19 protein-coding genes are annotated in these 18,818 nt (G+C 67.4%); 4 read left to right on the top strand and 15 right to left on the bottom strand.

Features of this window, described 5'->3' with window-relative positions; all coding sequences use genetic code 11:
* Positions 1 to 191 precede the first annotated feature (191 nt).
* Genes ispH through rnhA form a run of 3 tightly spaced genes read left to right on the top strand, consistent with a single transcriptional unit; the run spans position 192 to position 2,586 of the window.
* On the top strand, positions 192 to 1,163 hold the full coding sequence (ispH, locus tag BMZ21_RS08610) for a 4-hydroxy-3-methylbut-2-enyl diphosphate reductase (protein ID WP_244543752.1): 972 nt from the start codon (positions 192 to 194) through the stop codon (positions 1,161 to 1,163).
* Positions 1,164 to 1,177: 14 nt separating this feature from the next.
* Entirely contained in the window at positions 1,178 to 2,143 is a 966-nt protein-coding gene (locus BMZ21_RS08605) for a homoserine kinase (protein ID WP_091831857.1), read from the top strand.
* Entirely contained in the window at positions 2,140 to 2,586 is a 447-nt protein-coding gene (rnhA, locus tag BMZ21_RS08600) for a ribonuclease HI (protein WP_091831855.1), read from the top strand. Before BMZ21_RS08605 ends, rnhA begins: the two co-directional genes overlap by 4 nt.
* A gap of 9 nt (positions 2,587 to 2,595) precedes the next feature.
* Here the strand turns inward: rnhA and BMZ21_RS08595 are convergent, their stop codons facing one another.
* The 4 genes from BMZ21_RS08595 to BMZ21_RS08580 form a co-directional block, all read right to left on the bottom strand.
* The gene (locus BMZ21_RS08595; protein ID WP_091831853.1) at positions 2,596 to 3,618 is read right to left on the bottom strand and encodes an LLM class flavin-dependent oxidoreductase; all 1,023 of its coding nucleotides are present in this window, start codon (positions 3,616 to 3,618) and stop codon (positions 2,596 to 2,598) included.
* 185 nt (positions 3,619 to 3,803) lie between these two features.
* A complete protein-coding gene (locus BMZ21_RS08590) occupies positions 3,804 to 4,253 on the bottom strand; it encodes a GNAT family N-acetyltransferase (RefSeq protein WP_091831851.1) in 450 nt (149 codons plus the stop codon).
* A 155-nt stretch (positions 4,254 to 4,408) separates the two neighbouring features.
* Positions 4,409 to 4,894, bottom strand: a complete 486-nt coding sequence (locus BMZ21_RS08585) for a peroxiredoxin (RefSeq protein WP_091831849.1) — start codon at positions 4,892 to 4,894, stop codon at positions 4,409 to 4,411.
* 44 nt (positions 4,895 to 4,938) lie between these two features.
* The gene (locus BMZ21_RS08580) at positions 4,939 to 5,778 is read right to left on the bottom strand and encodes a protein-disulfide reductase DsbD domain-containing protein (protein ID WP_091831847.1); all 840 of its coding nucleotides are present in this window, start codon (positions 5,776 to 5,778) and stop codon (positions 4,939 to 4,941) included.
* Between the two features lie 218 nt (positions 5,779 to 5,996).
* On the opposite strand from BMZ21_RS08580, the gene BMZ21_RS08575 reads away from it, so the two are divergent.
* Entirely contained in the window at positions 5,997 to 6,608 is a 612-nt protein-coding gene (locus tag BMZ21_RS08575) for a YqgE/AlgH family protein (RefSeq protein ID WP_091831845.1), read from the top strand.
* Positions 6,609 to 6,727: 119 nt separating this feature from the next.
* Here BMZ21_RS08575 and BMZ21_RS08570 read toward each other — a convergent pair whose 3' ends face one another.
* The 11 genes from BMZ21_RS08570 to ctaD all read right to left on the bottom strand — a co-directional run bounded on the left by BMZ21_RS08570 (position 6,728) and on the right by ctaD (position 18,763).
* Positions 6,728 to 9,580, bottom strand: coding sequence for an EAL domain-containing protein (locus BMZ21_RS08570; RefSeq protein ID WP_091831843.1), 2,853 nt, complete (start codon positions 9,578 to 9,580; stop codon positions 6,728 to 6,730).
* A gap of 137 nt (positions 9,581 to 9,717) precedes the next feature.
* Complete coding sequence (locus BMZ21_RS08565) at positions 9,718 to 10,329, bottom strand: GNAT family N-acetyltransferase (protein ID WP_091831841.1); 612 nt, start codon at positions 10,327 to 10,329, stop codon at positions 9,718 to 9,720.
* Between the two features lie 5 nt (positions 10,330 to 10,334).
* Positions 10,335 to 11,678 (bottom strand): M16 family metallopeptidase, encoded by a 1,344-nt coding sequence (locus BMZ21_RS08560; protein WP_091831839.1) that lies wholly within the window; start codon positions 11,676 to 11,678, stop codon positions 10,335 to 10,337.
* Positions 11,675 to 13,090 carry a threonine synthase gene (gene thrC, locus BMZ21_RS08555; RefSeq protein WP_091831837.1) on the bottom strand — a complete coding sequence of 472 codons (1,416 nt, stop codon included), beginning with the start codon at positions 13,088 to 13,090 and terminating at the stop codon, positions 11,675 to 11,677. The genes BMZ21_RS08560 and thrC overlap by 4 nt, the downstream gene beginning before the upstream one ends.
* A gap of 70 nt (positions 13,091 to 13,160) precedes the next feature.
* Positions 13,161 to 13,925, bottom strand: a complete 765-nt coding sequence (locus BMZ21_RS08550; RefSeq protein WP_091831834.1) for an SURF1 family protein — start codon at positions 13,923 to 13,925, stop codon at positions 13,161 to 13,163.
* Positions 13,922 to 14,296 (bottom strand): DUF983 domain-containing protein, encoded by a 375-nt coding sequence (locus tag BMZ21_RS08545; RefSeq protein WP_091831832.1) that lies wholly within the window; start codon positions 14,294 to 14,296, stop codon positions 13,922 to 13,924. The genes BMZ21_RS08550 and BMZ21_RS08545 overlap by 4 nt, the downstream gene beginning before the upstream one ends.
* Positions 14,297 to 14,373: 77 nt before the next feature.
* Positions 14,374 to 15,231 (bottom strand): cytochrome c oxidase subunit 3, encoded by an 858-nt coding sequence (locus BMZ21_RS08540; protein WP_091831830.1) that lies wholly within the window; start codon positions 15,229 to 15,231, stop codon positions 14,374 to 14,376.
* 49 nt (positions 15,232 to 15,280) lie between these two features.
* Entirely contained in the window at positions 15,281 to 15,859 is a 579-nt protein-coding gene (locus BMZ21_RS08535) for a cytochrome c oxidase assembly protein (RefSeq protein WP_091831828.1), read from the bottom strand.
* Between the two features lie 4 nt (positions 15,860 to 15,863).
* The gene (locus BMZ21_RS30305) at positions 15,864 to 16,040 is read right to left on the bottom strand and encodes a hypothetical protein (protein WP_167561570.1); all 177 of its coding nucleotides are present in this window, start codon (positions 16,038 to 16,040) and stop codon (positions 15,864 to 15,866) included.
* Positions 16,037 to 16,993, bottom strand: coding sequence for a heme o synthase (locus tag BMZ21_RS08530; RefSeq protein ID WP_091831826.1), 957 nt, complete (start codon positions 16,991 to 16,993; stop codon positions 16,037 to 16,039). Before BMZ21_RS08530 ends, BMZ21_RS30305 begins: the two co-directional genes overlap by 4 nt.
* A 135-nt stretch (positions 16,994 to 17,128) precedes the next feature.
* Positions 17,129 to 18,763: a cytochrome c oxidase subunit I gene (gene ctaD, locus BMZ21_RS08525; protein WP_091831824.1), complete on the bottom strand. Its 1,635-nt coding sequence runs from the start codon at positions 18,761 to 18,763 to the stop codon at positions 17,129 to 17,131.
* Positions 18,764 to 18,818 lie beyond the last annotated feature (55 nt).

The following is an 18,818-nucleotide window of genomic DNA, read 5'->3' as shown; positions in this document are numbered from 1 at the left end:
GAAGAAACTCGTGCTGAAGCGAAGGGGGCCCGTGCGGAGGCAGGTGGCCGGACGCGTGCAATGTAAGGCCAATCCTTGCATCCTGCGAGGGGCTGCCGCGCATGGCCTACGGCACTGCGTCGCCGCGCTTCCTTGACATCGCCGGCGCCAGACAGAAAAGAAGGCGCGATCCCTTCGGAACCAGCGCCCCAGTGACCGCCAAGCCGCCGCTCGACATCCTGCTCTGCGCCCCGCGCGGCTTCTGCGCCGGCGTGGTCAGGGCGATCGACGCCGTCGAGAAGGCGCTCGCTTTGCATGGCGCGCCGGTCTTCGTGCGCCACGAGATCGTGCACAACAAGTACGTGGTCGAGTCGCTGAAGCGGAAGGGTGCGGTCTTCGTCGCCGAGCTCTCCGAGGTGCCCGATGCGACCCGGCCGGTGATCTTCTCGGCTCATGGCGTGCCGAAATCGGTGCCGGCGGAGGCGCAGGCGCGCCAGTTCTTTGCCATCGATGCCACCTGCCCGCTGGTCACCAAGGTGCATCGCGAGGCCGAGGTGCATCACAAGCGCGGCCGGCACATCCTCCTGGTTGGCCATGCCGGCCACCCCGAGGTGATCGGCACGATGGGGCAGTTGCCGGAAGGCGCGATCACGCTGATCGAGACGCTCGATGACGTCGCGCGACTGACCCCGCCGGAAGGGCGTGAGCTCGCCTATGTCACGCAGACCACGCTCTCGGTCGACGACACCCGCGAGATCGTGCAGGGCCTGCAGGCGCGTTTCCCTGCGCTGATCGCCCCGCACAAGGAAGACATCTGCTACGCCACCACCAACCGCCAGGAGGCGGTCAAGCGCGTCGCGCCGCTGGTCGACGGGCTGATCGTGGTCGGCTCGCCCAATTCCTCGAACTCGCAGCGCCTGCGCGAGGTCGCCGAGCGCGCCGGCTGCCCGGTCTCGCGCCTCGTGCTGCGCACCAACGAGATCGACTGGTCGCTCTTCGGCGGCATCCGCCGCCTCGGCATCACTGCCGGTGCCAGCGCGCCCGAGGTTCTGGTCGAGGAGATCATCGACGCCTTCGCCGAGCGCTACGAGGTCACGGTCGAGACCGTCTCGACTGCCGATGAGAGCGTCTTCTTCCCGCTGCCGCGCGAATTGCGCGAGCCTGCCCCGTCCGCAGCCGAGTGAGCTGAGTATCCAGCGTGGCCGTCTACACCGAAGTGCCCGATGACGAGATGGCCGCCTTCGTGGCGCGCTACGGCATCGGCGACCTGCTCTCCGCCAAGGGCATCGCCGAGGGGGTCGAGAACTCGAACTACCTCGTTCACACCACGCGGGGCTTCTACATCCTCACCCTCTACGAGAAGCGGGTGAACCCGGCCGACCTGCCGTTCTTCATCGAGCTGATGCAGCACCTTGCCGGGCGCGGGCTCAACTGCCCGGTGCCGGTGCTCGACGCCTCGGGCCAGGCGCTCGGCACGCTCTCCGGCCGCCCCGCGGCGATCGTCAGCTTCCTCGACGGGCTCTCGGTGCGCCGCCCCGGCGCCGGCCATTGCGGCGAGGTGGGACGGGCGCTCGCTCTGCTGCACCGGGCCGGCGCGGACTTCGCGATGACACGCGTCAACGCGCTGTCGGTGCCGGGCTGGCGCCCGCTTGCCGAGCAGGCCGGAGCCGACGCCGACAAGGTCTCGCCCGGGCTGGCGCAGCGGGTCATGGCCGAGATCGCGGTGCATGAGGCGCGCTGGCCGCAGCACCTGCCCGGCGGCGTCATCCATGCCGATCTCTTCCCGAATAACGTCTTCTTCATCGGCGAGAAGCTGTCGGGCGTCATCGACTTCTATTTCGCCTGTACTGACGCCTATGCCTACGACCTCGCCATCTGCCTGAATTCCTGGTGCTTCGAGGCCGATTCCTCGTTCAACCTGACCAAGGGCCAGGCGATGCTCGCCGGCTATGAAAGCGTGCGCCCGCTCGGCGAAGCCGAGGTCGCGGCCTTGCCGGCGCTCTGCCGCGGCTCGGCTTTGCGCTTCCTGCTGACCCGGCTGGTCGATTGGCTCAACGTGCCGCCCGGCGCGCTGGTCAAGCCGCATGATCCGCTCGAATACGACCGCAAGCTCGCCTTCCACCAACGGGTCAGCGACGCGCGCGAATATGGGCTGCGCCGATGACCGACCCCGTCGAGGTTTGGACTGACGGCGCCTGCTCGGGCAATCCGGGTCCCGGCGGCTGGGGTGCGATCCTGTCCTACAAGGGCAAGGAGCGCGAGCTTTCCGGCGGCGAGGCGCTGACCACCAACAACCGCATGGAGCTGATGGGCGCGATCTCCGCGCTGGAGACGCTGACGCGGCCCTGCACCGTCGCGCTCCACACCGACAGCCAGTATCTGCGCCAGGGCATCACTAGCTGGATCCATGGCTGGAAGAAGAACGGCTGGAAGACCGCCGACAGGAAGCCGGTCAAGAACGAGGAGCTCTGGAAGCGCCTCGACGCCGCGCTGAAGCAGCACAAGATCGAGTGGAAATGGGTCAAGGGCCATGCCGGCGACGAGATGAACGAGCGCGCCGACGCGCTGGCGCGCGCCGGCATGGCGCCGTTCAAGCTGGGGCGGTGAGCGGCGCCCTCAGCGCCACCCCAGCCCCGGTGCGACATGCTTCAGGATCGCCTCGATGACATGGGCGTTGTAGTCGACGCCGAGCTGGTTCGGCACCGTCAATAGCAGCGTGTCGGCCTCGGCGATCGCCTCGTCCCGCTTCAGCTCCTCGATCAGCTTGTCCGGCTCGGCCGCATAGCTGCGCCCGAAGATCGCGCGGGTGCTGTCGTCGATATAGCCGATCGAATCGTCGCTTTGATTGCCGCGGCCGAAATAGGCGCGGTCGCGCTCGTCGACCAGGGCGAAGATGCTGCGGCTGACCGAGACGCGCGGCTCGCGCTGGTGGCCGGCCTCCTTCCAGGCCTGCCTGAACAGGCGGATCTGCCTGGCCTGCTGGATGTGGAAGGGCTCGCCGCTCTCGTCGGTTTTCAGCGTCGAGCTCTGCAGGTTCATGCCGGCTTTCGCCGCCCAGATCGCGGTGGCGTCGGAGGAGGCGCCCCACCAGATGCGCTCGCGTAAGCCCTCGGAATAGGGCTCCAGCCGCAGCAGACCCGGCGGATTGGGGAACATCGGGCGCGGATTGGGTTGCGCGAAGCCCTCGCCGCGCAGCACGTCGAGGAAGACCTCGGCATGATGGCGCGCCATGTCGGCGTCGCTCTGCCCCTCCGGCGGCTGGTAGCCGAAATGGCGCCAGCCATCGATGACCTGCTCGGGCGAGCCGCGGCTGATGCCGAGCTGCAGCCGCCCGCCGGAGATCAGGTCGGCCGACCCGGCATCCTCGGCCATGTAGAGCGGGTTCTCGTAGCGCATGTCGATGACGGCGGTGCCGATCTCGATGCGCTTGGTCCTGGCGCCGACCGCAGCCAGCAGCGGGAAGGGCGAGGCGAGCTGGCGGGCGAAATGATGCACCCGGAAATAAGCGCCGTCCGCGCCCAGCTCCTCGGCCGCGACGGCAAGGTCGATCGACTGCAGCAGCGTGTCGCCCGCCGAGCGGGTCTGGGATTGCGGCGAGGGAGTCCAGTGTCCGAAGGACAGGAAGCCGATCTTTTTCATCGCGTGACGCCTGTGAACCACCGCAAGCGCGGGGCTTTTCTGCCAAAGGACAACGCCCGAGCGGCCATCACCGCCGGGTTTGTGTCATCGGCATATAGGCAGGATTCACTTTCGTGCCGCGGCGCTCATGCACAGACGCCAATGCGGCGATGCAATCTCGGCAGCAGGAATGTGGGCGTGCCAGCTCAGCCCAGCGGCTGGCGGTAGACGATGAAGCCGGATTTCTGTGCGACCTTGTCGTAGAGTTCCTGTGCCTGCAGGTTGCTCTCATGCGTCTGCCAGTAGACGCGGAACAGGCCTTTCGTTTCCGCCATCTGCCGGACGGCCTCGATCAGCTTGCGGCCGACGCCGTGCCCGCGCGCCTCCTCGCTGGTGAAGAGATCCTGTAGATAGCAGATCTCCTTCTGGCTCCAGGTCGTGCGGTGGAGCACGTAGTTGACGATGCCGAGCGCCTTGCCGTCGCGTTCGGCGATGAAGCCGCCCATGGGCTCCTGCCCGCCCGTCAGGCGCGCGAAGGTGGTATCGGTCGTCTCCGGCGTCAGCGAGGCCTTGTAGAAGGTGAGATAGCCCTGCCAGAGCGGCTCCCAGGCGGCGCGGTCATCGGCCGTGAGTGGGCGGATGCTGATCTCTGACATGGCGTGGCGTCTCCTCGATCGTGCCGGGAGGCTAGCGGCGGCTTTGGGCGCTGTCTCATGACAAGCGCAGATCGGATCGATCGGATTTGGTGCTGAAAAGCGAAAGCCCGCGCCAAGCCGGCGCGGGCGCAAAGCGACGGGGCCGACGCCGAGCCTCAGAGCTGGTTCAGCATCGCTTCGGCGCCGGAGACATCGGCCTTGCCCGGCGCGTCCTCGACGTTGAGCGCGGTCACGACGCCGTCTTCGACGACCATCGAATAGCGCTGCGAGCGGGTGCCGAGGCCGAAGCCCGAGCCGTCCATCGACAGGCCGATCTCCTTGGCGAAGTCGGCATTGCCGTCGGAGAGGAAGGTGATCACGCCGGCGCCGCCGGTCGCCTTCGACCAGGCGTCCATCACGAAGACGTCGTTGACGCCGGTGACGAAGATCTCCTCGACGCCCTTGGCCTTGATCTCGGCCGCCTTGTTCACATAGCCGGGCAGATGGTTCTTGTGGCAGGTCGGCGTGAAGGCGCCCGGCACCGCGAAGAGCACGACCTTGCGGCCCTTGAACAGATCGTCCGTGGTCTTGGCCGCCGGCCCGTCGGCCGTCATCACGCGAAACGTCGCCTGCGGAAGCTTGTCACCGACCTTGATCGCCATGTCCGTATCTCCTGCATGCGGCAGCGTGCCGCCCGCGCGCAGGGTTACGGCTTCGCGTTGCCGATGTCGAGTTCGAGCCGCGTCTCGACCGATTGGGGCTTTCCGCGCACGGTGATGATCAGGGGGGTGGGGCCGGTCGCGCCCTTGGGGCGCTCGACAATTCTGAGCTTTGCGGCCACCGTGCCGTCGGGCTGCGGCATCAGCATCGCCCGGCCGAAGGACCACATCCCGGCGCCTTCGACGAAGACATCGTCGACCGAGCCGCCCTCTGGGGCCTTCAGCACCAGCTTCACCGCGGCGTCGCTATGCGTGACTTCCAGGATCGACAGGCGGTCATCGGCCGCGCCCAGCTTGACCGCGTGCGGAATCCGCGCCTCGAATTGCTCCAGCCGCGGCGAGGTCACCGAGGTGACGCCGGGTTCCAGCCAAAGCCGTGCCTCGCCCTTGGCGGGAACGCAGATCTTGTCGCAGACCGCGTAGTCGAGCTTCAGCACCACGGTGACCGGCCGCGTCGGATCGATCGGCTGGACCGAGACCGGCACAACCACATCGCCGACATAGCCGATGCCGGAGCCGGCGCCGTCGTCGAAGCGCTCCGGGGTCGGCCAGCGCACGTCGAGCCCGCCGACATTCTCCGAGCCGCTCCAGTCGAAGACCGGCGGTACGCCGGCATCGCCGGGGCTGCGCCAATAGGTCTTGAAACCTGGCGACATCGTGATCTCGACGCCGACGCGCTGCTTGCCCGAAGGCGCAGTCGCGCCCGCGATCAGGCGCATCGACGAGTATGCGGCCTTCGACCACGGCGAAACCGCGGCGTCCTGGGCGGAAGCCGGAGCGCCGAGCGTCAGCGCGGCGAGGAAGGAGAGGGGCGTGACCGTTTTCACGTGGTCTGATTTAGGCGATCCGGACGCGTTTTGCGAGGCCGATACCGGCGCTGTGATCCGGGATCGATAGTGCAGCCAAGCATGGCCAGCTTTGCGCCAGCATTGCGGCGGGGCGGACCGGCATCCCGCAGAGCCGTCCGGATCAGCCTGAATATCCTCCGCTTGCCTGCGCGCCAAAAATGTTCCCACACCAGCCGAACATGTCTTAGCATGGCGCAATGAATATCGGATCGAACCAGCGCATCAGCGGCCGCAGCTATCTCGACGGGCAGTGCCTGATCGCCATGCCGGGCATGAGCGACCAGCGCTTCGCCCGCAGCGTCGTCTATCTCTGCGCCCATTCCGAGGACGGTGCGATGGGCATCATCGTCAACAAGCCCGCCGCCGACACCCGCTTTCCGGAATTGCTCGTCCAGCTCGACGTGATTCCGCCTGACCAGGCGATCCTCCTGCCGAGCCAGGCTGAGAGGATGAAGGTGCTGCGCGGCGGGCCGGTCGAGACCAAGCGCGGCTTCGTCCTGCATAGCGCCGATTTCTTCCTCGAATCGGCGACGCTGCCGATCGACGACGGCATTTGCCTGACCGCGACGCTCGACATCTTGCGCGCCATCGCCGTCGGGACCGGGCCGGAGAATGCGGTGCTGGCCCTCGGCTATGCCGGCTGGGGGGCGGGGCAGCTCGAATCCGAGATCCAGTCCAACGGCTGGCTGCATTGCGCCGCCGATCAGGCGCTGCTCTTCGATGACGCGCTCGACACCAAATATGCCCGCGCGCTCGGCAAGCTCGGCATCGACCCGGCTTTCCTGTCCAAGGATGCCGGGCACGCGTAACATGCGTCATGCTCGGGCGTGACCCGAGCATCTCAGGCCGGACGAGGCTCAAACCACCGCTTTCTCGTCACGAGATTCTCGGGTCTGCGCTTCGCTTCGCCCGAGAATGACGTCGCAGCTCACGCCGCCTCGAAGGACGAGCTCGACGCCCCTACCAATCGCCGCGCCTCCGCCGCCGTCATCGGCTGGCCGAAGGTGTAGCCCTGCGCGTACTGGCAGCCGAGCTGGTAGAGCTCGATCGCGTCCGACTCGGTCTCGGCGCCCTCGGCGACCACGTCCATCTGGAGATCGGCGGCGAGCTGCACGATCGAGCGCAGGATCACCGGCGGCTTGCCGTTCCCCATCTGGCGCACGAAGCTCTGGTCGATCTTGATGGTGTCGAAGGGGAAGCGCTGCAGATAGGACAGCGAGGAATACCCCGTTCCGAAATCGTCGAGCGACAGGCCGGCGCCGAGATCGCGGATGCGGCTGAGCATCTGCGCGGCATATTCGGGGTTTTCCATCACCAGGCTCTCGGTGATCTCGAGCTTCAGCGTGCCCGGCAGCACGCGCCGGCGCGCCAGCACGGCCTTGACGTCCTTCAGCAGATCGTGGCGCAGCAGCTGGCGGCTGGAGACATTCACGCTGGCGAAGATCGGCGGCTCGACCTCGAGCGCGGCCTGCCAGGCGGCGAGCTCGCGCGCGGTGCGGTCCATCACATAGACGCCGAGATCGACGATCAGCCCGCTCTCTTCTGCGATCGCCAGGAAGTCCTGCGGCAAGAGGCGGCCCTCGCGCGGATGGTCCCAGCGCATCAGCGCCTCGAAGCCGGCGATGGTCCGGTCCTCCAGCCTGACGATCGGCTGGTACATCACCTGGATCTCGCCGCGCTCGATCGCCCGGCGCAAGTCGCTTTCGAGCGCGAGCCGGTCGTTGCGGTCGCTGCGCATCGCCGGAACGAAGACCTCGACGAGGTTGCCGCCCTGGTTCTTGGCATGCGCCATGGCGAGCTCGGCATTCTTCAGCGCGTCGTCCTTGCGTGCGGTCGGTGTGCCGTCGAAGAGGGTAAGGCCGATCGAGGGCGTCAATACGATCTCGCGCTCGGCGAAGGTGATCGGCGTCGAGACGGCGCGGCGGATCAGCTCGGCCAGGGCGAGGATACGCTCGGGATCGCTCTCCGAGACGATGATCATCGCGAAGATGTCGCCGCCGATGCGTGCGAGCGTGTCCTGCGTCCGCAGCAGCCGGCCGAGGCGGCGCGCCAGCGTCAGCAGGATCGAATCGCCGGCCGAGAAGCCGACGGATTCGTTGACCTGCTTGAAGCGGTCGATGTCGATGACGATCACCGTCGGGCGGATGGCGTCGTCGGCGCGGCTGAAGCCGAACACGGCGGTGAGCCGGTCCTGGAACAGCTCGCGATTGGGCAGGCCGGTCAGGTTGTCGTGCACGGCATCGTGCAGCATGCGTTCCTGGGCGGTGCGCTGCTCGGTGACGTCGGCGAGCGTGCCGATGACGCGGATGACCTCGCCATCCGAGCCGATCACCGGCCGGGCCTTCAGGCTGAACCAGTGATAGGCGCCATTGGCGGCGCGCAGGCGGAAATCGAGCTGCAGTTTGCCGCGGCGCTGCTCGATCACAGCGTCGAGCGAGACGCGGTAGCGGTCGCGGTCGGCGACATGCATGTGCTCGAGCCAGCGCGCGGCCGAGCCTTCGAGCGCGCCCTTGGATAGGCCGAGCAGGATCTCGGCCTGCGGCGAGACGAAGATCTTGTCGGCAGAAACATCCCAGTCGAAGACGAGGTCGCCCGAGCCGGAGAGCGCGAGCGCGCGTCGCTCGGTGTCGGAGACCAGCCCCTGCGCCAGCGCGCCGCCGGCGAAGGCATGCTGCACCACGGTGAAGCCGATCAGCAGCACGATCAGTACGAGGCCGCCGATCAGGGCGGGCGGCACGAGGTCGCGCGTGACCTGTCCGATCACGGTGAAGCTGGCCGCGGTCACCCAGACCAGCAGCAGGAACCAGGTCGGGATCAGCATCACCGCCCGCTCATAGCCATGGGTGGCGAGGTGCAGGATCAGCACGAAGCCGATCGTCGCCACCGCCGCGATCGAGATGCGGGCGATACCGGCCGCCATCGGCGCATCGAACACCGCAAGTCCGACCAGCCCGGCGAGGCCGAGGATCCAGACGATGGTGATATGGCTGTAGCGCACATGCCAGCGCGACAGGTTGAGATAGGCGAAGAGAAAGACGACCAGCGTCGCCGCCAGGACCACCTCGGCGCCGGCGCGGTAGATTCGCTCGATCGCCGGCGTCAGCGGGAAGATGCGCTGGAAGAAGCCGAAATCGAGCCCTGCATAGGCCAGCACCGCCCAGGCCAGCGCCGCTGCGGCGGGGAAGATCACCGCACCCTTGACCACGAAGATGATGGTCAGGAATAGCGCGAGCAGGCCGGCGATACCGATGATGATGCCCTTGTAGAGCGTCAGCCCGTTGGTTTTCTGGCGATAGGCCTCCGGCTCGAACAGATAGAGCTGGGGCAGGTTCGGCGACTTCAGCTCGGCGACGAAGGTCACGGTGGTGCCGGGGTCGAGCGTGATCTGGAAGATGTCGGCGTCGGGCGCTTCCTCGCGCTCGGGCCGCAGGCCCTGGCTCGCGGTGATCGCCTCGATGCGGCGGTCGCCGAGATCGGGCCAGACCACGCCCGAGCCGATCAGGCGATGGAAGGGCGCCACCAGCAGCCGGTCGATCTGCTCGTCGGAATCATTGGTCAGCGCGAACACGATCCAGTCCGGCCGCGCTCCGGATTCGCGCGCCCGCACGGCGATGCGCCGGACGATGCCGTCGGCCCCCGGCGCGGTCGAGATCTGGATGACGTCGCCATCGGCCTTGTTGCGCTCGACCACGTCGGTGAGGTCGAGTACGGGCACGTCGAGCGGCACGCGCTGGGCCTCGACCGCCAGTGCCGGCCGCAGCAGCGAAAGCAGTGCCAGCATCAGGAGGCCGAGGACGGCAATGCCGGACCGGAGGAAACGTGGTGTCGCTGACAAGATGGGCTCTGCGGGACAGTCTTCAGGCGTGACGGTCAGTGGTATCGGCGCGACGTGGCGAGGGCAAGGCAGTGCCGGCCTGTTCACAGCTTGCGATCGGTTTCGGCAGGGCGGCGCAGCTCCGCGGCAAGCATGCCGTAGAGCAGGTGGTCGGCCCAGGCGCCGTTGATGCGCAGGTAGCCGCGCGCCTCGCCCTCACGGGTGAAGCCGACGCGCTCCAGCAACCGGCGCGAGGGCTCGTTATGCGGCAGGCAGGCGGCTTCGACGCGGTGCAAAGCGAGTTCGGAAAAGGCGAAGTCGAGTGCGCCGCGCACTGCTTCGGTCATGTGGCCTTTGCCGGCATGGCGCTGGCCCATCCAGTAGCCGAGCGTGCAGGCCTGGGCGACACCGCGCCGGACGAGACCCAGCGTCAGCCCGCCGAGCAGCGCCTCCGAGCGGGCGTCGAGGACGAACAGGGAATAGGCTTCGTCGGTCGCGATCTCGCGGGCCGCGCGCTTCACCCGCAGGCGGAACGAGGCTCGGGACAGATCGTCTTCGGTCCAGATCGGCTCCCAGGGGGTGAGAAAGTCGCGGCTCTCCATCCGCAGATTCGCCCAGGCCGAATAGTCGCCGGCGAGCGGAGCACGCAGGATCAGGTTCTGCGTCCTGATCAGCGGCCGCGCCGGCGGGTCGGTGGCGAAGCGGAAGAGAGCCATTGGAGTCAGGCGGCTCGCGCCAGCAGCGCGCGCAAGGCTGTCACGGGGGCAAGACCGTCGAGCGGGCCGACGGCCGCGACCGTGACCACGCCGTCGAGCAGGCCCTGACCGGCCGCCCGCACATCGGCGAGGCTGACCGCGTCGAGCCGGCGCGCCAGCTCCTCGCGCGGGATCGCCCGGCCGAAGACCAGCACTTGTCGCGCCATCTGCTCGAGCTTGCCGCCAGGGCTTTCGAGCGAGGCCAGCAGGCCGACCTTCATCTGCGCCCGGGCCCGGGCGACCTCGGCTTCGCTGACGTCGCGAGCAGCCTGGCTCAGGCAGTCGAGCGCGACCTCGACCAGCTCGCCGACATCCTCCGGCGCGGTGCCCGCGCTGATGCCGAAGACGCCGCAATCGGAGAAGGGCCAGTGGAAGGCATCGACCGCATAGGCGAGGCCGCGGCGCTCGCGCACCTCCTGGAAGAGGCGCGATGACAGGCCGCCACCGAGCACGGCCGAGAAGATCTGCAGCGGATAGTGGACGCCGTTGGTGAACGGCTTGCCGGGGAAACCCAGCACGATGTGTACCTGTTCCTCGTCGCCGTCGATGCGGGCTTCGCCACCATGATAGGCCGCCGGCGTGCGCGCCGCGGGAGCGTTTGCGGGCCGTGCCGGCAGCGCTGCGAGCGCCTGTTCCGCCAGCGCGACCAACTCGTCATGGTCGACCGCACCCGCTGCGGCCAGCACCATGTTGCCGGCATGGTAGTGTCGGTCGAGATAGGCGCGGATCGCCTCGGGCGTGAAGCTCTTCACGGTCTCCGCCGTGCCGAGGATCGGCCGGCCGAGCGGCTGCTCCGGGAAGGCGGCCTGCAGGAAGCGGTCATACACGAGGTCGTCCGGCGTATCCTGGACGGCGCCGATTTCCTGCAGGATCACGCCCTTCTCGCGCGCCAGCTCCTCCTCGGTGAGCGAGGGTTGGGTCAGGATATCCGCGAGGATGTCGACCGCCAACGGCAGATCCTGGCCGAGCACGCGGGCGGTGTAGCAGGTATATTCCACCGAGGTCGCGGCGTTGAGGTCGCCGCCGACGCTCTCGATCTCCTCGGCGATCTGCAAGGCGGTGCGCCGGGCCGTGCCCTTGAAGGCCATGTGCTCGAGCAGATGGGCGAGGCCGTGCTCATGCGGCAGCTCGTCCCGTGCGCCGGCCCCGATCCAGATGCCGAGCGACACGGTCGAGGCATGGGCCATGTGCTCGGAGACGATGCGCAGGCCCGACGGCAGCGTCGTCAGGCTGACGGCCGGGTCGTGGCCGGCTTCGCCTGGTTTCACGGGCTTCTCGATCTTGGCCTTGAGCGTCTTGGCTGCCGTCATGCCGCAGCACTCCTGACGGCCCGTGCCCGCTCGGCGATGAAGCGCTCGAGCTTGCTTTGGTCGTTCGGCAGCAGGCTGAAGCGCTCCTTGCGCTCCATCAGGTCGGCGAGATGCTCAGGGAGAGCGGGCGTCACGCCGCTCGCCGCCGCGACGGCGGCCGGGAACTTGGCCGGGTGGGCGGTGCCGAGCGCGACGACCGGCGTGGCCGGATCGGCCGCAAGCAGCTTGCGGGCGGCAGCGACGCCGATCGCGCTGTGCGGGTCGAGCAGATAGCCGGCTTCGCGCCAGGTGATGCCGATCTCGGCCGCGATCGCGGCCTCGTCCTGCGAGACCGCATCGAAATCGGTGCGGATACGGGCGAGTGGCTCAGGAGCGATCTCGAAGCGTCCGGACTGCGCCAGCGACTGCATCAGCCTGCGCACGGCGACGCCGTCTCGCCCATGCGCCTCGAACAGCAGCCGCTCGAAATTCGAGGAGATCTGGATGTCCATCGAGGGTGAGCTCGTCGCCGCGACGCCGCGCATCTCATAAATGCCGGTTTCGAGCGTGCGCGCCAGGATGTCGTTGCTGTTGGTGCCGACCATCAGCCGGCCGATCGGCAGCCCCATCTGCTTGGCGATCCAGCCGGCGAGGATGTCGCCGAAATTGCCGGTCGGCACCGCGAACGAGATGGGCCGGTGCGGCGCGCCGAGCGCAACCGCCGCGGTGAAGTAGTAGACGACCTGCGCCGCGATCCTTGCCCAGTTGATCGAGTTGACGCCGGAGAGCCGGATCTCGTCACGGAAGGCGTGGTGGTTGAACAGCGCCTTCACCAGATTCTGGCAGTCGTCGAAGGTGCCCTCGACCGCGATGGCGTGGACATTGTCCGCCTCGACCGTGGTCATCTGCCGGCGCTGCACGTCGGAGACGCGGCCTTCCGGATAGAGGATGAAGACGTCGACGCGTTCCAGCCCCTTGAAGGCGTCGATCGCGGCGCCGCCGGTATCACCCGAGGTCGCTCCGACGATGGTGGCGCGTTCGCCGCGCTGGGCCAGCACATGATCCATCAGCCGCCCGAGCAGCTGCATCGCCACATCCTTGAAGGCGAGCGTCGGGCCATGGAAGAGCTCGAGCGAAAACAGGTTGTCCCCGAGCTGGACCAGCGGGCAGACAGCCGGATGGCGGAACGTGCCATAGGCCTCGCTGATCATGGCCTTCAGCGCATCGGCGGCGATGTCGCCATCGGCGAGCGCGCCGAGGACGCGCTCCGCGACTTCGGCGTAGGGCTTGCCGGCGAAGCCGGCGATCTCCTGCGCGCTGAAACGCGGCAGGGCTTGCGGCAGATAGAGGCCGCCGTCACGGGCAAGTCCGGCGAGCAGCGCGTCGGCGAACGAGAGAGACGGCGCTTCGCCGCGGGTCGAAATATGCAGCACGGTTCTTGATCTCGGATGGCGTGCTGATCCTATAGGCCCGTTGGCGGGGGAGGGCAAAAGCAAAGGCTGATTAGCCGCTCTGCGTCGGCCTCCGCGCCTGCCAGGCATAAGCGCCGAACACCCCGATCAGCGTCAGCGCCAGCCCCCACCAGGTCAGCGCATACTGCAGATGGTTGTCCGGGATGCGGGCGATCAGCTCCCTGGCATCAACCCCGGCCGGCGGGGTCAGCCCGTCGCCCTGGCGTTCGGCCTCCAGATAGAACGGCGCCGTTGCGGGCAGGCCGAGAGATGCGGCAATCGCTGCGGGGTCTCGCGTGTAGAACTCGCGCTGCTGTGGCAGATCGGCGGGGGTAAAGCTGTTGCGAGCCTCCGGGATGCGCAGGAAGCCGGTGACGGTCGCCTGGCCGCTCGCCGGCGTGATGGCGCTAAAACGCGCCTCCGGCACGAAGCCGCGATTGATCAGGATGGTCGCGCCGTCTTCCAGCCGAAAACCCTGGAAGACCCAGCGGCCGAAGCCGGAGAGCTGGCGTGAGCCGGGCGGACCGGCGGCGATCGTCGTGCGCACGCCGGCAATACCGTCGAGATAGCTGCCCTTGGCGACAGCCCTTGTGAGATCGACGGCTGCGAGGTCGAGCCGCGGCCAGTCGCTCGCCGGCGGCAGCGGGGCAGCGGAGCCTGCGGCTTGCGTCTCCAGACGGGTGATGAAGGCGCGCTTTTCGTCCATACGCTGCCATTGCCAGGCACCGAGATAGAAGAGCACGCCGACGCCGACGACGGTCAGGAGCGCCGGCAGCAGCAGCTTCGGCCGGGGCGTGGGAGACGCGGACTCGCTCACTTCTTCAACCTGCCTTCCTCGGCCTTGTGGGCATATTGCAGGGCGACTGCGAGCCCCTTCATCGGCCTGAGCAGCCCCAGGCAGGCGACGAGCGCCAGCGGCAGCCAGAGCAGGAGATGCAGCCAGATCGGCGGGGTGTAGGCGATCTCGACATAGAGCGCGAGGCCGAGCACGAAGAAGCCCGCGATCAGCATGATGAACACCGCCGGCCCGTCGGCCGAATCGGCGAAGGCGAAGTCCAGCCCACAGGCGGCGCAGCGCGGCTTCAGCTTGAGGTAGCCGTCGAATAGCTTGCCCTCGCCGCAGCGCGGGCAGCGACCGGTCAGGCCCGTCGCATAGGGCGAGGGCGGAGTGATCTGCGGCTGCGCCATGGCGGTCTCCTCAAACGGAAAGGGCGGCCTCGCGGCCGCCCCTTTTTGAAGGTTCGCGGCCGCTTCCGGCCCGAGTGCTAGTGTGCCGCAGGCGCCCCGGCGCCCCAGACATAGATCGAGGCGAACAGGAACAGCCAGACCACGTCGACGAAGTGCCAGTACCAGGCGGCGAACTCGAAGCCGAGATGCTGGTCCGGCTTGAAGTGGCCGAGATAGACGCGCCACAGGCAGATCGCCAGGAAGATCGTGCCGATGATGACGTGGAAACCGTGGAAGCCGGTCGCCATGAAGAAGGTCGCGCCGTAGATGTTGCCTTTGAAGGCGAAGGCGGCGTGCGAGTACTCGTAGGCCTGGCACAGGGTGAACAGGATGCCGAGGATCACGGTCAGCCACAGGGCCTGCTTCAGGCTCTTGCGATCGCCCTGGATCAGGGCGTAGTGCGCCCAGGTCACGGTCGTGCCGGAGGTCAGCAGGATCAGCGTGTTGAGCAGCGGCAGATGCCAGGGGTCGAAGGTCTCGATGCCCTTCGGCGGCCAGTGCCCGCCGGTGAACTCGGCGCGGGCGAACTGGATGTGCTCGCCGGTGAACAGGCTCGCGTCGAAATAGGCCCAGAACCAGGCGACGAAGAACATCACCTCGGAGGCGATGAACATCATCATGCCGTAACGATGGTGCAGCTGCACCACGCGGGTGTGATGCCCCTCGCGCTCGGCCTCGCGGGTCACGTCCATCCACCAGGCGAGCATGGTGTAGAGCACGCCGAGCAGGCCGACGCCGAACACGAGCGGGCCGATGTTCATGCCGAGCAGCGGCAGTGCCTTCATCCACATCACCGCGCCGATCGCCATGATGGTCGCGCTGGCGGCGCCGACGATCGGCCACGGGCTCGGATCGACGAGGTGGTAGTCGTGGTTCTTGGTATGAGCCCCGGCCATCGTGCTTAAGTCTCCGCGTCCGTAGAAGTGCAGCGCTTGTCGCGCAGCTTTATAGTTTCGATTGGTTGCCGTCACCCTTGGTTTCCGCCACCGGCTGCCCGTTCTTCGACGGGAAGTAGGTGTAGGACAGGGTGATCGATTTCAGGCTGGCGAGCTCGCGGTTCAACTCGATCTCGGGATCGATGTAGAACACAACCGGCGCTTCCAGGGTTTCGCCTGGCTGCAGTGTCGTCTCGGTGAAGCAGAAGCACTGGATCTTGACGAAATAGGCGCCCGACTGGTTCGGCTGGACATTGTAGGTCGCGATCCCGGTCATCGGCCGCGAGGACGTGTTTGTGATCTTGTAGAACACCGTCTGCGTCACGCCGACCTGTGCCCTGATCTCGGTCTTCTCCGCCTCGAAGCGCCAGCCCAGCGCGGGCGCGACATTGGCGTCGAAGGCGACCGAGACGATCCGCTCGCTGGTCTTGCCGGTGGCGGCGGTGCCGACCATCGGCGTACCGGCGAAGCCCGTGACCTTGCAGAACAGGTTGTAGAGCGGCACCGCGGCGAAGGAGAGCCCGGTCATGGCGATGACGGCGGCGCTGCAGGCCAGTACGGTGCGGCGGTTGCGGGAGGCGGTGCTCATCGCGTCACAGCGGCCGGTTGAGGATCGCCGGCCCGGTCTTGGCCAGCGTCACGATGAAGAAGAAGACCACGAGGCCGCCGAGCACGAGCGCGAGCGCAATCGAGCGGCGATTGCGCCTGGCCATGTCCTCCGGCGAGAACGCCGCCGGCGGCTGCTTCCTGTCCTGCGGGCCCTGGCTCATCCCAGCACCTTGGGCAGGGCCCACATCAGGCCGAGGCCGTTCTCGGCCAGCAGTACGGCGAAGAGCAGGAAGAGATAGAGGATCGAGAAGCCGAACAGCGCATAGGCCGCCTTGTTGGCCGGCTCGCCCTCGGTGACGTGCAGCACGCGCAGCGACAGGCCGATCATGGCAAGGCCGGTGACGACCGAGACGATCAGGTAGATCAACCCGCCGAAGCCCATCAGCGCCGGCAGCACAGCGACCGGGGCCAGAACCAGCGTATAGGCGACGATCTGGCGGCGCGTCGCGGCCGGGCCGGCGACGTTCGGCAGCATCGGAATGCCGGCGCGGGCGTAGTCGCCAGACTTGACCAGCGCCAGCGCCCAGAAATGCGGCGGCGTCCACAGGAAGATGATGGCGAACAGGACGATCGAGGTCAGGCCGAAATCGCCGGTGACGACGGCCTCGCCGATCATCGGCGGGAAGGCGCCGGCGGCGCCGCCGATGACGATGTTCTGCGGCGTCGCCCGCTTCAGCCACATCGAATAGACGACGGCGTAGAAGAAGATCGTGAAGGCCAGCATCGCTGCCGAAAGCAGGTTGGCGACGAGGCCGAGCACCAGCACGGAGCCGATCGAAAGCGTCAGCCCGAAGGCGAGTGCTTCTGACGGCAGGATGCGGCCGGCGGGGATCGGCCGGTTGGCGGTACGCGCCATCACCGCGTCGATATCGGCGTCCCACCACATGTTGAGGCAGCCCGAGGCGCCGGCGCCGACCGAGATCGCCAGCAGCGCAGCAAGGCCGATGACCGGATTGACTGTGCCCGGCGCCGCGACCATGCCGCCGAGCGCCGTCACGATCACGAGGAACATCACCCGCGGCTTGAGCAGCGCGAAGAAGTCCTGCGCCTCGCCGGGGGAACTCAGCGAGACGCCGTCGTCAGCCTGGGTGATCTGATCGAAGGCAGCAGACATCGAAACTCGTTCACTTCAACGTTCGAAGACACCTCAATCGGGTGTCGCTTGCGGGATCCGCCCGTCTCCGGAACGCCCTGGATCAGGCGCTCGGGGGAGGGGCGGCGGCGGGCTTTTGGCCCGCCGCCGGTGTGTTCAGTGGTCCGAGCCGGTGATGCGCGGCAGCGTCTCGAACTGGTGGAACGGCGGCGGCGAGGACAGGGTCCACTCCAGCGTGGTGGCGCCTTCGCCCCACGGATTGTTGCCGGCGAGCTCCTTCTTGGTGAAGGCGACGACGATGCCGTAGAGCCAGACCAGTAGGCCGGCCGCGAAGATGTACGAACCGATCGACGACCAGAAATGCCAGTGGGCGAAGGCGTCGGGATAGTCGACATAGTGCCGCGGCATGCCCGACAGCCCGAGGAAGTGCTGCGGGAAGAACAGCAGGTTCGCGCCGATGAAGGCGACCCAGAAGTGCAGGCGGCCGATCCAGTCCGGGATGATGTAGCCGCTCATCTTCGGGAACCAGTAGTAGAAGCCCGCGAAGATGCCGAACACCGCGCCGAGCGACAGCACGTAGTGGAAGTGCGCCACCACGTAGTAGGTCGCGTGCAGCGAGCGGTCGAGGCCGGCATTGGCCAGCACCACGCCGGTGACGCCGCCGACGGTGAACAGGAAGATGAAGCCGATCGCCCAGACCATCGGCGCGGTGAAGCGGAGCGAGCCGCCCCACATCGTCGCGATCCAGGAGAAGATCTTCACGCCCGTCGGCACCGCGATCACCATCGTCGCGAAGACGAAGTAGCGCTGCGTGTTGAGCGACAGGCCGACCGTGTACATGTGGTGGGCCCAGACGATGAACCCGACAACGCCGATCGCGACCATGGCGTAGGCCATGCCGAGATAGCCGAAGATCGGCTTCTTCGAGAAGGTCGAGATGATGTGGCTGACGATGCCGAAGGCCGGCAGGATCATGATGTACACTTCGGGGTGGCCGAAGAACCAGAACAGGTGCTGGTAGAGCACCGGATCGCCGCCGCCGGCCGGATCGTAGAAGGTCGTGCCGAAGTTGCGGTCGGTCAGCAGCATGGTGATCGCGCCGGCAAGGACCGGGAGCGCCAGCAGCAGCAGGAAGGCGGTGACCAGGACGCCCCAGGCGAACAGCGGCATCTTGTGCATAGTCATGCCAGGCGCGCGCATGTTCAGGATGGTGGTGATGAAGTTGATCGCGCCCAGGATCGACGCCGCACCGGCGACGTGGAGCGACAGGATGCCGAAATCGACCGACGGGCCGGGGTGGCCTGCCGACGAGAACGGCGGATAGATCGTCCAGCCTGTGCCGACGCCCTTGGCGCCGGGGGCGCCCTCGACGAACATCGAGATCAGCAGCAGGATCAGGCCCGCGACCGTCAGCCAGAACGAGATGTTGTTCATGCGCGGGAAGGCCATGTCCGGCGCGCCGATCATCAGCGGCACGAACCAGTTGCCGAAGCCGCCGATCACGGCGGGCATGACCATGAAGAAGATCATGATCAGGCCGTGGCCGGTCACGAAGACGTTGTAGCTCTGGCCGTTGGCGAAGATCTGCAGGCCCGGCTGCTGCAGCTCGATGCGCATCATGATCGACAGGAAGCCGCCGATCAGGCCCGCGATGATCGAGAAGATCAGGTAGAGCGTGCCGATGTCTTTATGGTTGGTCGAGAGCAGCCAGCGGCGCCAGCCCGTCGGGGTGTGGTGCTCGTGGGCGTGGGCGTCGTCGTGCCCGTGGGCGTGGGGAGCCGCGGTAGCCATGAATTTCGTCTCCTCCTGCGAATGCGCTTCGCGTGAGTTCTTTCAAGAATGTCGG

Origin of the sequence: Allobosea lupini, assembly GCF_900109525.1 — a bacterium.
Lineage (GTDB): Bacteria > Pseudomonadota > Alphaproteobacteria > Rhizobiales > Beijerinckiaceae > Allobosea > Allobosea lupini.
Note: the sequence above shows the minus strand (reverse complement) of the source record. Positions and strands in the feature narration are given on the sequence as shown.